We start from the raw sequence: 12,987 nt of genomic DNA on the forward strand, positions 1-12,987 counted from the left end.
GAAAATTTAATGATTAGCGGCAATTCTTTTGTTGATGTTGTTCCTAGCGCCGAGCGTAATTGTGAGGCAGTTGGGCTACCGACAACGGTAACTTATTTGACACTGAATGAAATCCGCCGTGACGGGGGGACGCAGCCGAGAGCCGCCATTGACCTCAAGCACGTTAAGTTACTGGAAGAACAAATGGAAGACGGGCAAGAACTAGAACCCGTGACAGTGTTCTACGATGGCGAGTCGTATTGGCTAGCCGATGGCTATCATCGTTATTCTGCTCATCATAATCGAGAACTTGATGCAATCGCTTGCGTCATTCATCAAGGTACGAGACGCGATGCCGTCCTTTACTCGGTTGGAGCTAATGCCGAGAACAAACCCGCACTCCCCCGCTCTCGGGAAGATAAGCGCCGTGCCTTGATGACTCTACTTCAAGATCCCGAATGGGGACAGTGGAGCAACTACAGTATTGCCAAGACTTGCCGAGTGAACGAGAAAACCGTGCGGAATCTCCGCTCCTCTCTCACTACGGAAATCCGTAGTGAGAAATCGACTCGGATTTATAAAACCAAGCACGGTACAACTGCGACGATGACTACTGCCAGTATCGGCAAGCCGCACTCAACTCGATTGCCCGATCGCCATTGCGTAAAGTGTGACTCCACTGCTCAAGTGAAAGATAACGAACAAAAAAGATTTGTTGTGGGCGATGCCGAAGGCGGTTCGCTCCGCGACCATCGCGTTGTGGTGACGGACGACCATCCCCTGTTTCCCAATCGCTCTGGTATAATCTCTCAAATACCTAACCCTAATGCTGCTGTTGTGGAACTAGATACGGGAGAACGAGAATTGCTTGCCCTCAAATACTTAAGACCTGCAATCGCTCCACATTTAAAGCTCAATGTGGGTGGACTAGTAGAAATTCACGCTCCAGACAACGACAAGCTCGACGGTCGCATGGGGCGTATTGCCTCTGTGACACAATACAGCGTCGAGGTGTGGCTGCGCGATCTAAAAACGATGACGATGCACGGCTTGAGCTTGAAACCTCAGCAAGCAATCCCTTTGCCATCGGAACAAGAGCCGCAGATGCAAGAAATAAGCAATCGCCTGACCAAACTGCGCTCGTGCCAACTCGACCCATTTGAGCAAGAGATCTTGTCATTGTTAGAGCGTCCTGTCATTCTCACTCCAACCGAGTTGGAATACCTCACCCAGATCGAGAAGCGTTACGGAACTGTGTCGAATTAATACTTCAACTCAAATGCAACCGCGATCGCACTCTTAACCAAGATTACCAATGAAAGTGGAAGTGGCTCCTAGACAAGAGCGGATCGAGTCCTGTGTTGAAAGAGCTGATGAAGAAGGTTGTAGCTAATGGGAGAAAAATCAAACGACACCGAATATAGGGAGTCGGACACTGCGCGTAAGCGGTGCGTAGACGAAGTTATCGTCCTTCTCAGCCTACCAAAGTTACAGCGCGAAAACACTAAGGTAAGATCTTATACAAATAGTAACTAATTTAATTTCAAACAACAAAATTTTTTTGGAGAATTGCTATCGAAGCTAGAACTCAAGCAGCATTGGAGCAAGCTTATATTGCGCTTCAAGAGATTGTTGCTAACCTTTATAATGAAGTAGAACGAGCAATCGATAAAAATAACTATGACGATGCCAGTTTGTTACAGAGTCAAGCAGATAATCTTTATCAGGTAGCCGAAAATTTGGGAACTTTAATTATAGAGATAGAGTGATGGACGAGTTGAAGCTAAGAATTCGAGAATTGTCTGCTAGCGCTGCTTTCCTTAGCAAGCAGGCAATAGCAGCATTCAAACAAAGAGATTTTGCTCAGGGAAAGCAGTTGATGGCACAAGCAGTTTCAGCTTCAAAAGACTGCCAACGGCTAATCCAACAGTATCAGGAATCGGTAGGTGCTAATCCATAACTGACTTGTTGCAAAAGTTGTCGAGCGCGCTCGCCCTAGTCGCCCTTTGCATTTACGAGATGATGCACGACCGAGCTGAAAACACCAGAGACCAAACCCCTGCCACTAGAACGGGAACCGCAGCAGCTTGAGAGTGGCGCTTAAATTACTTAGCTGCGAGCGCATCTTGTGCAGGAGTAGCGAGTACGGTTGCGGCGAGCGTGTTTCTCTGTTAGGATTTCTCCCAACTGTACCTAATCCTAGTTTATCTGTTCTCCATACGATATCTTGTCATTTCTTACGCAAGAACACTGCTGTTTGCGCTGATGGTTACCCAATACAGAGATCTTGTTGTTTAGTTGCAAACAAATATAGCGAGCGATTGCGATGAACGCAGCGTATCGCATTTTTGTTAAGTAGTAAGCTAATGTAGTGATTTCAGATAGACAGAAAGTCGTGCTAATTTTATAATTTTCAGAACAGGAAAAGATACAATTTTTCAGTCAACATGTGCTTGATTTATTAAATGCCATGAAACAACAGTTGAAGGAAAAAAGAAATTGCTAGGGATTAAACTCAATCATTGCTATAGCTGTCATAAGTTTAAGGCCGCACTCAAACATCGATGCAATACCGCTTAATAACGCCGTCTTACACAAATCGAAGCAGAGACTCCACGGCTTATAGTTGTAGGTTCTCTGCTTCAATTTGTGTAAATTTTTAGTTTTACATTATTGTAGTTCAAGAATAAAAGTTAGGTAGGTTTTTTGCTAAATTTGAGTTAAACAGATTAAATTATTGCTAGGGTTGTAATATTACGAGCTTGCGCTTGCTATCCCATTTTTGTTTGCAGTTTACTCCCGGAGTCTAGCAATTTAATCTCGCACTGAACATAGCTCCTTAACAATCATAGTATGGAACAACAAAATTCTTTACCTTTACCGCCTGGTAGTTTCGGCTTACCTTTTGTTGGAGAAACTTTAAGTTTTATTTTAAATTCACAGCGATTTGCTGAAGAACGCCATCAAAAATACGGTTCTATTTTCAAAAGCACTATATTTGGTATGCCTACTGTCTTTGTTAAAGGAGCAGAAGCAAACCGATTTGTTCTGACCAACGAGAATAAATATTTTGTCAATAGCCTTCCTCCTAATACACAGTTGCTTCTTGGGGCTGCATCGCTCTCTTCACAACTAGGAGACGTACATCAGCATCGACGTAAACTTTTGTATCAAGCTTTCCAACCTCGCCTCTTGAGCGAATATTTAGTTGATATCGAAAATACAACTCAATATTATTGTCATAGATGGTTGGAAAAGAAAACCTTCGCTTGGTATCCAGAACTGAGAAAGTACACGTTTGATATCGCTTGTAAGTTTTTGATAGGACTCAATCGTGCATCGCAAACAAATCTAGGTCATCTATTTGAGACTTGGAGTGCCGGCTTGTTTTCGTTTTCTCCACCTTTGCCTTGGACAAAAGTCGGTCGTGCATTGCACAGTCGCAAACAGATACTCGACCAGCTGGAAACAATAGTTTATCAGGAACGGGGAAAAACAAACGAACAGAATAACAACGCCCTTTCAATTTTATTACAAGCATGCGACGAGCAAGGAAATCCCCTCAATCCTGAAGAAATTAAAGACCAAATTTTGACACTACTTTTTGCTGGACACGAAACTTTAACTTCGGCACTTGCTTCTTTTTGCCTTCTTTTAGCTCAACACCCCGACGTTTTCTCGCGCTGTCATGCTGAAGTACAGGAAATTATAGGAATGGAGAAAATCGATTCAGATAGCTTAAAGGAATTGAAATATATAGAACAAGTTATTCACGAAGTACTAAGGCTAATTCCTCCTGTAGGCGGAGGGTTTAGACGAGTTATTCAAACGTGCGAATTTAATGGGTTTCAGTTTCCTCAAGGGTGGAATGTCATTTATCAAATCTCCCAAACACATCAAGATAAATCAATTTATTTAGATGCCGATCGATTTAATCCAGATCGCTTCAGCTCGAAAAATGGAGCAGATCACAAAATACCTTTTAGCTATCTACCTTTTGGTGGAGGAATGAGAGAATGTCTTGGAAAAGAATTGGCTCGGCTAGAAATGAAGCTTTTTGCAATTCATCTCGTACAAAACTATACGTGGAAACTACTCTCATCTCAAAGTTTAAAAATACTTTTAATTCCCGTTCCTCATCCAAAAGATGGTTTGAAAGTTGAATTCAAAAAGCTATAGAGTTCACTAGCATAAACTATGTGGAAAACCAAAACAAATCTCTACGTAATAGGCTTACTATCAATTTATGGGCTATTTTTTGATAGTTGTATTGTGGTTGCTCAGGTCAAACCAGATACAACTTTGCCTAGTAACTCCACTGTCAACCAATCTGGCACAACTGAGATAATTACAGGAGGAACACAAGCAGGCACTAATTTGTTTCATAGTTTCGAGCAGTTTTCGATTCCGGTTGGAGATACTGCCTATTTCAACAACGCTTTAGATATTCAAAATATTTTCAGTCGAGTCACGGGTAGCTCTATTTCCAATATTGATGGTTTAATTCGTGCTAACGGCATCGCCAATCTATTCTTACTCAATCCCAACGGAATTATATTTGGTCCCAATGCGCGTTTGGATATCGGGGGTTCTTTTTTAGGTAGTACGGCTAGCAGCATTAATTTTGCTGATGGAGTAAGATTCAGCGCCACAAGTCCTGAAGCTCCACCTTTGTTGACGGTAGAAGTACCTGTCGGCTTAGGCTTCGGGAGCAATCCTGGTGAGATTCGCCTAGAAGGAGTTGGGCATGCACTACAGTTTGTTTCTCCAGAACGATTTGCTGGTAGTCCTATAGCAGAACCAGCAGGTGCTATTTCAGGATTGAGAGTTGCCCCTAACCAAACTTTAGCTTTAATTGGAGGGAATATTACATTCGATGGAGGTATTGTTAAAGCTCCTGCTGGACATATTGAGGTTGGAAGTGTTTTCAATGGAACGGTAGGTATTAGTTCAGGTAGCAATTCCTTCAGTTTTGATTATCGCAATATATCTCGGTTCGGAGATGTAAAACTATTTGATGAATCTTTACTAGAGGTCAGTGGTTCTCCTAGTGGTTCTATTAGCATATCTGCAAATAACTTTAGTTTAAGAAATCGCTCTACTATATTTGCTTCCAACTTTGGTAGTTCTAGCGGCAGACAAATTCAGATTGATGCCACTAACTCTGTAGAAATGATAGGACTAGAGAACTCCAGTAATTTTCAGTATGGAATAGAAGCACCTGGAGGTATCTTTTCTCAAAATTTAGCTGAGGGAAATGGGTCGAGTATTGCGATCGTATCTCCAAACATAATTATAAAAGATTTTAGTAATATCAGTAGCAACAACTATGGTACGGGACGGGGCGGTGACGTAGCTGTAAATACTCAAAATATCAATATATCAGGTCTGCCTCCAATCCCCAACTTTTTCTTGCCTAGTTCGATTACTAGCACTACTAATAGCTTAGGTCAAGCAGGAAACGTCACGGTAGTAGGAAGCAATCTTCTACTGGAGAAAGGCGGTTTGATCCTATCACAAAGCAATAGTTTGGGTAAGAGTGGAGATGTTAAAGTTGATTTTTTAGAAAGCGTAAAAATCGATGGTTATTCTAACGCAACTTTGGTTTTTAATACTTCTAACAGTTACGTACCAAGTACAATAGGAACAACAACAAGCTCTTTTGGAGATGCTAGTATTGTTTCAGTTACTGCTCCTAACTTAACTATTTCTAACGGGGGTAGAATTAATTCTACAACTGCGGCTTCTGGTAATGCGGGAGAAATTAACGTTGTAGCCAAGTTAATAAAGCTTGAGGGTAGAATTGAAGAAGCACAAGATTTTAGTTCGTTCTTCTCCAGTCAAATTACGTCTTCAGCAGAGCGAACGAATTCATTTCTTAATTCGTTTTTTGATATTCTACCTGCTCTAACAGGAAGAGCAGGAGAGATTAATATTGTCTCCCAAAATATTTTAGTTCAAGACAGTGCTTTCATCAGTGCTATCAATCAAGGTTCTGGAGATGGTGGTAAAATTCAAATCGATGCAGATTCAATTAGAATTTCCGAACAAGGAAATATTGCGACAATTGCTAATTCAGGAGAAGGAGGTGATATCTCCTTAAACTCGCAAAACCTCCAACTGAGAAACGGCAGCAGTATTTCTGCCACTGCTGGACTAGCAGGAGGTGGCGGCAATGGCGGTAACATCATCATCGACACCGATACCCTAGCTGCCGTGAATCGCAGTAGCATCACCGCCAATGCCTTCACGGGACGCGGCGGGAATATCCAGATTACAACTCAAGGAATATTTCAGTCCCCCGATAGTATCTTCGATGCCAGTTCCCAGTTTGGCGTGGACGGGACGGTGGAAGTGCGCTCGCTAGGATTAGAACCGGACGAAGCACTCGTCCCGTATAACAGAGTTTTCATCCCGATGGATGAGGTGATGAAAAATAGCTGCTTCGCGCCACGCAGAAAGAAGCAGGTGCGGCTCGTCATCACGGGCAACGGTGGCTTACCCGCAGCACCCGGGGACTCGGTGATGCCGATGCCCTTGTTCTCCGCCGAGGGGTTGGACGAGGAGTTGGAGACGCAATCACCTCCCCCAAGCAGTCCAGCGCCCGATGATTCTGGCTGGCAGGAAGGAGATCCGGTAGTGGAAGCGACGGGGATTATCAAAACTAAGGATGGCAGAACGCTGCTGGGAATGGTGGGCAGTAACTTACCGGATGCAGAAGAGGCGATTTGTCGGCAAGATTAGTGCCGCGCCACAACAAGTCGCCGTTGCTGCCGCTGGATCTTTCCCTCTGCTTCTAAGCGCTGGAGGATGGTGGTCACCGTCACCCGATTCGTCCCCAGCGTCTGAGCCAACTGCTGATGGGTCAGCGGCAGAGCGAGCAAGCGACCGTTTTCTACGTCACGACCGAATTTTTGACTCAACCAGACCAAGAGCTGCCACAACTTACAAGATAGGGGATTGAGATGAACGATGCTCAGGAGTTCTTCGGTTTGCTGCTGCTGGTGAATGATGGCATCGGTGAGTTGCGCTCGCTGAGTGTAGGGACAGCAACTGATGACGACATCGGTGAGGCATTGGAGTTCGTATGGTCGCACTCGTGACAGTCCATGACCGACGACATCTCCCACTCCCCAATAGCCCAAACAAATTAACTCGCCTTCATCTGTCCAAGTCATGCTACAAACGACACCTGATTCGATCCGCCATAAAACTTCACCCTGTTCTGGAAGTTGCGCGCGACGGACAAATTGCTGTTGGAGCGGTGGAGTGGCGCAGCCAACGAGTTGATTTAGCTGGTGCATGTGACCTCACCAATTGAGCTGTGGGCTTGACTAGCAAATCTACTGGTAGCTGCTAGCTCGATGAGTTCGACAGCCAGAATGCAATAGACAAGCAGGACTTGGCGCATCCTTGTCCACCCAACGTATACCAACAGATTACTATGGAACATGGGTAGCTTTCCTCAGCTCGTCTGGGTGACTTGAGTGACTTGCAGCTAAGCTCTATCTAAAGGAATAGCCTCAACAACTTCCGTATCCCCGGACACGCCTACCTGCAAAAAATCTTTCTCAAATTCAAGCTCAGCAATTGCTGAACTTTCCTGAACTTTAGCTGATTGACAAATGATGAAATTTATACTCAATTGACGAGATTTTCATTTGACCGGAGTATAGAGGTGATAGCACCAAAGATCGGATGGAAATTTGTCAACTGCTGCGAGCAAGAAATCAGGACTGGCAAGCATGGTCATGTATCAGCACCATTTATCGCACTTAGAAGATGAATCGTCCGAACCCAATCGCAGAAAATCGAGAACTGCTGCTTTAAGTGCAGTGCGGCAGCAGCTCATGCCATCAGATCGCTTGAGTGCAAACGAAACGAAAGGCTTCCAACTAGAGCAGCAGCGACTGCAAGTCGTTGTCATGCAACTACAGTCTTTTGAACAAGTGACGCAAGCGGTTCAAGTTCTATGGCAGGGTCAAACGCTAATCTTAGACATGACCCAAATGGATGTAATCCAAGCACAACGAGCAGTAGACTTTGTGGCTGGGGCAAATTACTCAATAGATGGGCAGCAACAACACTTAGCACCAGGGCTGTTTCTGTTCGCACCCAAGGGCGTTTGCTTAGCAAAGGCTGTTGTTGACTCCGCTGAGTTGTAGAACTAGGAACTTTGTGTTGGCAAGACTGTAGCTGATAATTCTCGTTACAGGAGCGAGTCGTTAATGCAGCTCGAAGACATCTATCAGTTTTTTACCGCTCCCCCACCGCTCCAGCTTTGTCTGGAGCAAGCAGTTTGTTACATTCTATCGGTGTTGCTGGAGGGCGAATCTTACGGTACTGGACTCATTCAACAGCTCGAAGGGGAATATACCAACTATCGCCTCTCGGACACGATCCTACATGCAGCGTTGAGATTTCTGGAATCAGAGGGAGCAATCTGCGGCAGCTGGCACAAAGTCGAAGGGCGCGGTCGCCCGCGACGGGTGTATCAAATCAATCCCGCATGGCATGATGAAGCTAGAAAGTTAGCCCAACTGTGGCGTGACTTTACCACTCAGCAGCAGCAAAAAAGGCTGAGTGTTGCGGTTCGCTCGCCAAAGCGAGTGGCACGAGCGTAATGGCTGTTGCATCTGACACCGATGACAATGAGAATGTAACTCCTGGTTCGTGAAGTAAAGTTTCCCAACCAACATCAAGGACTTGGGAAACTTCCGACTACATTTACCAATCGCTTATCGCTTTGTGACAAATCTGGGTAGGCGGAACGATTTGTCATTTTCATTGTTGCTACCAGCAAAGTAAGCCCAAGAGCCAATAGCAGCAGCTAAGAGCCAACCGAGAATTAATACTGCTACGGGAAGCGCGATTGAACTATCCATGTCATAACCTCCTGGAATTTGAGATTTGTCAAACTAGTCGTGCGCGCACAGCTCCTTCTTAACAAGGGGATCGAGAAGCGTCAACATTTCTTAAAGGAAAACGCCCAATTGTTATGTATATATGCATGACTCTCAGAAAGCGCGGCGCACAAATTGCTGTTTGGGGATCGCCACCAGCAGGTGAGGATTTGGCTCCCCAGTTACACTTTGAGTCGGAGACAGCCAACCTAATTATGAGAAATTACGACTAATGTAAGATTGACTCATGCACTGTTTTGGACGGATTGCTCCGATTGTTGGCATCGACGACAAAACGCTCTTTGGCAAGGTGTGGCAACAGACTGAGGGAACTCTCTCGACTTGTCCTGAGCTACTTCAATTGGATCTGGCAGCATTCGTGCCTTGGAACTACAGATGCACAGAGGGCAGAGCTAACCGATCGTCCTTGGACTTGGAATGATATTGCTGCTTATTTCACACTTGCTTGAGGCACGACCCGAATACCCGATGCACTCAGCTTCTCAAATTTTTTGCAACACTACCGGATGTTGGGCAGCAGTATGCCGGATGCAAAGGAGGCGATTTGTCGGTAACGCTCGGTTAGACAAGCAGCGCTCGCGCTCCGCCGAAGACAAAATTTTAAAGTTGTAGGAAATAATAAATAAAGACTTTAAAGATTTATTAAATTAGCTTTAGAAATTTTAGTAAGAAGAGAGCGCGATCGCACTCCTATGTTGTGACTGTTATCGTAACGAGGCTTTATCTTGTTTGGAGGCTTTGAGAAATTTTGGCGCAGTTTCTTGCGGTGGAGCTAACTGTTCTACAAAACCAAAGACATTGCGCTCGGGTAAGAATTTAGCTTTGAGCGAGACAAATATCGGATGTCCTTGATCTCCTTCTGCTTTTGGATTAAATCTAAATGGCTTGCAGGGCGCATCTTTCCACAATAGCGGTAGATGGCTGGCTTTGAGGAACTTCACCTTTCGAGCAGGTTCAGCTTGTTTGATGTCATCCAGTCGCTCGCGGGAAAAATTGCGAAAAATAGAGATACAGGGGATACGACAGACGGGAATGAACTGCCACAGTCCCGCTAGCTTAAACTCAAAATCCAGCAGTTCTCTTGAGACTTCCTGTTTTGTCTGCTGCCCTTTGTCGAAGCCGACGAGTTGAAAGGCAATTCCGTGCGCTCGCTCTTTATTAGGGAAATGGATTGCTCTAGGGTAAACAATCAATCGTTGGCTAGAATTGCCAGTAGCAGCAATCTCCGCCTTGAGCGCTTCAAAAGCTTTCCGTTTTTGGGATATGTAAAAAAGTGGGTAGGTCGAGCCACCGATAGTCACGGTGTTTTTGCTATTTTCTAAGTCTAAGTTGACCGTTCCAGTGACAATTCCGACAGCCTGAAAGATGGCGGAGTCTTGCGGCTCTAAATCTACCTCGCGGGGGTTTGGGTGTCGTACGCGATCGCACTCAATTGCCTTTTGGTTTTGGCTTAGTTCGTCATCGGTAACAGTGGTATTTAGCTCCCGTTCTGACTTAGGATGCCACTCACCGCGAACGTATTCAAATTGAGAGAAAATCTGTTGATGAGTAAAAGCGTATTTCGCCAAGACAGGTTGATTTCCCTCTAACCATTTTTCAAGGGTTTGGGGGTCGATTCTAAATGCAGTGGCGATTGCTTCTGTGGATGCCATGACTGTCTATTAATGGAGCGCAAATCTCAAACAACACAATTGCTGCTTATAGTAGCACGGCAATCCCGATCGCGATCGCCGCGCTATGACCGCCACTCACTGCACAAGATAGGTAGTGGAAACAATGCCAGCAGTTATTGGTGCTGTGTTTTTACGCTTCGGGTACACTGTTGCAGTTTCGACGAGTAAAAGCCTTTGGATGTCCCAGCTCAAAGACAAAAGCGATCGTCTATATCGTTTTTGTAGAAAGCTTTGAACCGATCGACTGCTGCTAATCAATTAGCGCATTTGCGCTCATGAGCGATCGCACTTCTACAATCGGTCATAATTGTGACCAAATTTAGCTGTAAACACCGACGAAGTGATTAAATTCAAGCTAACGTTTTAGTGTGTTTTGGTAAAATGCTTAACTTTCAATTAGCTTTTCCAATTCGCTAAGTAAAGACTCAACCTGCATCAGCTTCTGAGAATCTTGCCAAGATTTGGCTTTTTTGATTTTTCTTGTGGCTATTTGCATTCTTTCTAGTAACGATCCCGATTGCGACTCAGTACTTGGTGAAAATTTAGCTTTAATCTGGGTTACTAATTTGCGAGTCTCTGAAACTGTCAAGTCCTGCTTGATGACTTGTTCGGTGGCGGCAATCCGTTCGGAGGCAGCTTGTTTGTCGGATAGGTTTAATGTTTTAGTTGAAAGAGCTGAGAGCGCTAGAGCGTGAGCACCTTTTAGACCTTGGTGGCGAATAGCTGCTTTTAAATCTAGCGGCAACGATAGCATGGGAAGCAAGTTGGCTTTAACAGAGCCAGGATTCAGCCCTAAATCTAGCAACTCTAACAGTAAAAGTTGCTCTTTGCCTCGAATTCCCAATCCTTCTAGAGTTAGTAATTGCTTTTCAGTTGTTTCAGCCATCAAATTGGATAATTCTTTAGTTTTTCCGTCTCGCTCTATTCGTTTTAGCACTGTGCTGAGAGTGGTTGAGATTTCATCGAGCTTCAATCCAGTCACTTTGCTGGCTTGTTGCACGACTGCTTCTGCTTTATCGAGTGGATTGAGGTCTTCAAAATGGAGAAAAGTCAATAGAGAATTGTAGCTGAGGTCTTCCGGCATGGGAATAATCACAGCGCGAATTGTTTCCCAGCCTAGTAATTTTGCGCCTTCAGTGCGAAGTTGACCGTCTAGCAAAACATAGCGCTCTTCACACGGAATCAGAATTATCGGCGCTATTTGTCCGTGCTTTTTTAAAGAGCGAGCTTTAGCTTGAATAGCTGAGGGCGTAATTGTTTGCCGAGGCTGATGAGGATTAGGATCGATCGATGACAGTTTGACTTGGTTTTCTCCTGATTGGATCAGCTGCTGTCGTAATTCTTGTACGTGCGCTTCTAAATTTGGAGATTGTGCTGCCCTCAGTCGCTCAATTTCTGCCTGTAGTTCGGCAATTTTGCGTTCCTGAGCAGTTTTTTGAACTGCTCCGTTAAACCGAGTTTCAATTTTGGGCAAAGCCATTTCTTAATCTCCAATTGGTTGATGTTGTACAAGAAGTCAAACTTCTATCGTTAGCTAGTCTCAAAATTTGCCAACTTTATTTTTTGTTTTTTTGTTTGATTAAAGTGGATAGATCGTCAGCAATTTCCTGGAAGTCCTTCGCAGCTTGATGTGCCGGACGATATTTCTGTAAGGGTAAACCGTTGGCTGAAGCATTCTTAAATTCACTAGAGTCTCGAACTTTAGGATAAACCTTGATCTGAAGTTCTTCAGCGATCACTGGAAGTTGCTGCAAATAAGTTTTGTGAATTGCTCGTCTCTCGTCGTACATGCTGGGAACAAATCCCAGAATAGGTGGACGAGGTTCTAACTGTAGTTCTTCAGACGTGTTGATACACCATTCGACTAATTCAGCTGCGCCAGCGATACTTTTCATTTCTAGTTGAACTGGGACTAAGACATGCGTACTAGCTGCAAGGGCATTTACGTTTAGCATCCCCAAAGTAGCTGGACAATCTAGGATTACCAAATCATGTTTTAGTCGATGCAACTTGAGTCGATCTGCCAAAACATACTCTCCTCGCTTGCGAATGACGAGATCGTTAGCAACTTCGGTGAGAGTAGGATGTCCTTGACAAACTTCAATTTTGGGATTGCTCCAGCAAGCAATTAGTGGATAACTCCCCTGAAAACTTTTAGCGAATACATGAGTTGTAGTGTTTGATGGCTCGGCAGCAGAGAGTCCGCAAAATACGTCGAGAGATCTTTGAGGGTCTAAGTCGAAAAGTGCTACAGAGAAGTTACGGCGACTCATTTCATAGGCAATGTGAACTGCTAACGTCGTTTTGCCTACACCGCCTGCATTTGCCAAAATCGAGACAACCGTTTGCATGGTTTTTCACTTATTGATCGGGATTCTGGTGTCGAATTTTAATATTCGACATCGAACACC

Annotated in this window: 14 protein-coding genes and 1 pseudogene; 9 read left to right on the forward strand and 6 right to left on the reverse strand. The window is 44.5% G+C overall.

The window, feature by feature from the left end:
- Positions 1-9 precede the first annotated feature (9 nt).
- The 5 genes from N4J56_RS35965 (at position 10) to N4J56_RS35985 (ending at position 6,723) form a co-directional block, all read left to right on the forward strand.
- Positions 10-1,245, forward strand: a complete 1,236-nt coding sequence (locus N4J56_RS35965; protein WP_317111594.1) for a ParB N-terminal domain-containing protein — start codon at positions 10-12, stop codon at positions 1,243-1,245.
- A 332-nt stretch (positions 1,246-1,577) separates the two neighbouring features.
- Positions 1,578-1,748, forward strand: a complete 171-nt coding sequence (locus N4J56_RS35970) for a hypothetical protein (RefSeq protein WP_317111596.1) — start codon at positions 1,578-1,580, stop codon at positions 1,746-1,748.
- Positions 1,748-1,939 carry a hypothetical protein gene (locus N4J56_RS35975; protein WP_039711652.1) on the forward strand — a complete coding sequence of 64 codons (192 nt, stop codon included), beginning with the start codon at positions 1,748-1,750 and terminating at the stop codon, positions 1,937-1,939. Before N4J56_RS35970 ends, N4J56_RS35975 begins: the two co-directional genes overlap by 1 nt.
- Before the next feature lie 893 nt (positions 1,940-2,832).
- Complete coding sequence (locus N4J56_RS35980; protein ID WP_317111601.1) at positions 2,833-4,158, forward strand: cytochrome P450; 1,326 nt, start codon at positions 2,833-2,835, stop codon at positions 4,156-4,158.
- Positions 4,159-4,176: 18 nt separating this feature from the next.
- The gene (locus N4J56_RS35985) at positions 4,177-6,723 is read left to right on the forward strand and encodes a filamentous hemagglutinin N-terminal domain-containing protein (RefSeq protein ID WP_317111602.1); all 2,547 of its coding nucleotides are present in this window, start codon (positions 4,177-4,179) and stop codon (positions 6,721-6,723) included.
- Here the strand turns inward: N4J56_RS35985 and N4J56_RS35990 are convergent.
- Positions 6,720-7,283, reverse strand: a complete 564-nt coding sequence (locus N4J56_RS35990) for a Crp/Fnr family transcriptional regulator (RefSeq protein WP_317111603.1) — start codon at positions 7,281-7,283, stop codon at positions 6,720-6,722. The two genes, N4J56_RS35985 and N4J56_RS35990, sit on opposite strands and share 4 nt — an antisense overlap.
- Positions 7,271-7,432 carry a hypothetical protein gene (locus N4J56_RS35995; RefSeq protein WP_317111604.1) on the reverse strand — a complete coding sequence of 54 codons (162 nt, stop codon included), beginning with the start codon at positions 7,430-7,432 and terminating at the stop codon, positions 7,271-7,273. Before N4J56_RS35995 ends, N4J56_RS35990 begins: the two co-directional genes overlap by 13 nt.
- 253 nt (positions 7,433-7,685) lie before the next feature.
- On the opposite strand from N4J56_RS35995, the gene N4J56_RS36000 reads away from it, so the two are divergent.
- Both N4J56_RS36000 and N4J56_RS36005 read left to right on the forward strand, forming a co-directional pair.
- A complete protein-coding gene (locus tag N4J56_RS36000) occupies positions 7,686-8,144 on the forward strand; it encodes a cell division protein SepF (RefSeq protein ID WP_317111606.1) in 459 nt (152 codons plus the stop codon).
- 63 nt (positions 8,145-8,207) lie between these two features.
- Positions 8,208-8,603 (forward strand): PadR family transcriptional regulator, encoded by a 396-nt coding sequence (locus tag N4J56_RS36005; RefSeq protein ID WP_317111607.1) that lies wholly within the window; start codon positions 8,208-8,210, stop codon positions 8,601-8,603.
- 114 nt (positions 8,604-8,717) lie between these two features.
- On the opposite strand, the gene N4J56_RS36010 is transcribed toward N4J56_RS36005, so the two are convergent.
- Entirely contained in the window at positions 8,718-8,864 is a 147-nt protein-coding gene (locus N4J56_RS36010) for a hypothetical protein (protein ID WP_317111608.1), read from the reverse strand.
- 125 nt (positions 8,865-8,989) lie between these two features.
- Here N4J56_RS36010 and N4J56_RS36015 point away from each other — a divergent pair, with 125 nt between their 5' ends.
- The gene (locus N4J56_RS36015) at positions 8,990-9,115 is read left to right on the forward strand and encodes a hypothetical protein (RefSeq protein ID WP_317111609.1); all 126 of its coding nucleotides are present in this window, start codon (positions 8,990-8,992) and stop codon (positions 9,113-9,115) included.
- A 46-nt stretch (positions 9,116-9,161) separates the two neighbouring features.
- Positions 9,162-9,352 (forward strand): annotated as a pseudogene (locus N4J56_RS36020) (IS1 family transposase); the annotation flags it as partial.
- Between the two features lie 255 nt (positions 9,353-9,607).
- Here N4J56_RS36020 and N4J56_RS36025 read toward each other — a convergent pair.
- From N4J56_RS36025 to N4J56_RS36035, 3 genes are all read right to left on the reverse strand, one after another.
- Positions 9,608-10,555: a hypothetical protein gene (locus tag N4J56_RS36025; RefSeq protein WP_317111610.1), complete on the reverse strand. Its 948-nt coding sequence runs from the start codon at positions 10,553-10,555 to the stop codon at positions 9,608-9,610.
- A 406-nt stretch (positions 10,556-10,961) separates the two neighbouring features.
- Positions 10,962-12,056, reverse strand: a complete 1,095-nt coding sequence (locus tag N4J56_RS36030) for a ParB/RepB/Spo0J family partition protein (RefSeq protein ID WP_317111611.1) — start codon at positions 12,054-12,056, stop codon at positions 10,962-10,964.
- A gap of 76 nt (positions 12,057-12,132) precedes the next feature.
- Positions 12,133-12,927 carry a ParA family protein gene (locus tag N4J56_RS36035; RefSeq protein ID WP_317111613.1) on the reverse strand — a complete coding sequence of 265 codons (795 nt, stop codon included), beginning with the start codon at positions 12,925-12,927 and terminating at the stop codon, positions 12,133-12,135.
- Between the last annotated feature and the right edge of the window lie 60 nt (positions 12,928-12,987).

Source organism: Chroococcidiopsis sp. SAG 2025, from assembly GCF_032860985.1.
Taxonomy (GTDB): domain Bacteria; phylum Cyanobacteriota; class Cyanobacteriia; order Cyanobacteriales; family Chroococcidiopsidaceae; genus Chroococcidiopsis.

Bases quoted from the DNA above. Each gene is read 5' to 3' on its own strand.
- N4J56_RS35965 (WP_317111594.1), top strand. From the start codon at position 10: ATGATTAGCGGCAATTCTTTTGTTGATGTTGTTCCTAGCGCCGAGCGT.
- N4J56_RS35975 (WP_039711652.1), top strand. From the start codon at position 1,748: ATGGACGAGTTGAAGCTAAGAATTCGAGAATTGTCTGCTAGCGCTGCT.
- N4J56_RS35980 (WP_317111601.1), top strand. From the start codon at position 2,833: ATGGAACAACAAAATTCTTTACCTTTACCGCCTGGTAGTTTCGGCTTA.
- N4J56_RS35985 (WP_317111602.1), top strand. From the start codon at position 4,177: ATGTGGAAAACCAAAACAAATCTCTACGTAATAGGCTTACTATCAATT.
- N4J56_RS35990 (WP_317111603.1), bottom strand. From the start codon at position 7,283: ATGCACCAGCTAAATCAACTCGTTGGCTGCGCCACTCCACCGCTCCAA.
- N4J56_RS35995 (WP_317111604.1), bottom strand. From the start codon at position 7,432: ATGTTCCATAGTAATCTGTTGGTATACGTTGGGTGGACAAGGATGCGC.
- N4J56_RS36005 (WP_317111607.1), top strand. From the start codon at position 8,208: ATGCAGCTCGAAGACATCTATCAGTTTTTTACCGCTCCCCCACCGCTC.
- N4J56_RS36010 (WP_317111608.1), bottom strand. From the start codon at position 8,864: ATGGATAGTTCAATCGCGCTTCCCGTAGCAGTATTAATTCTCGGTTGG.
- N4J56_RS36015 (WP_317111609.1), top strand. From the start codon at position 8,990: ATGACTCTCAGAAAGCGCGGCGCACAAATTGCTGTTTGGGGATCGCCA.
- N4J56_RS36025 (WP_317111610.1), bottom strand. From the start codon at position 10,555: ATGGCATCCACAGAAGCAATCGCCACTGCATTTAGAATCGACCCCCAA.
- N4J56_RS36030 (WP_317111611.1), bottom strand. From the start codon at position 12,056: ATGGCTTTGCCCAAAATTGAAACTCGGTTTAACGGAGCAGTTCAAAAA.
- N4J56_RS36035 (WP_317111613.1), bottom strand. From the start codon at position 12,927: ATGCAAACGGTTGTCTCGATTTTGGCAAATGCAGGCGGTGTAGGCAAA.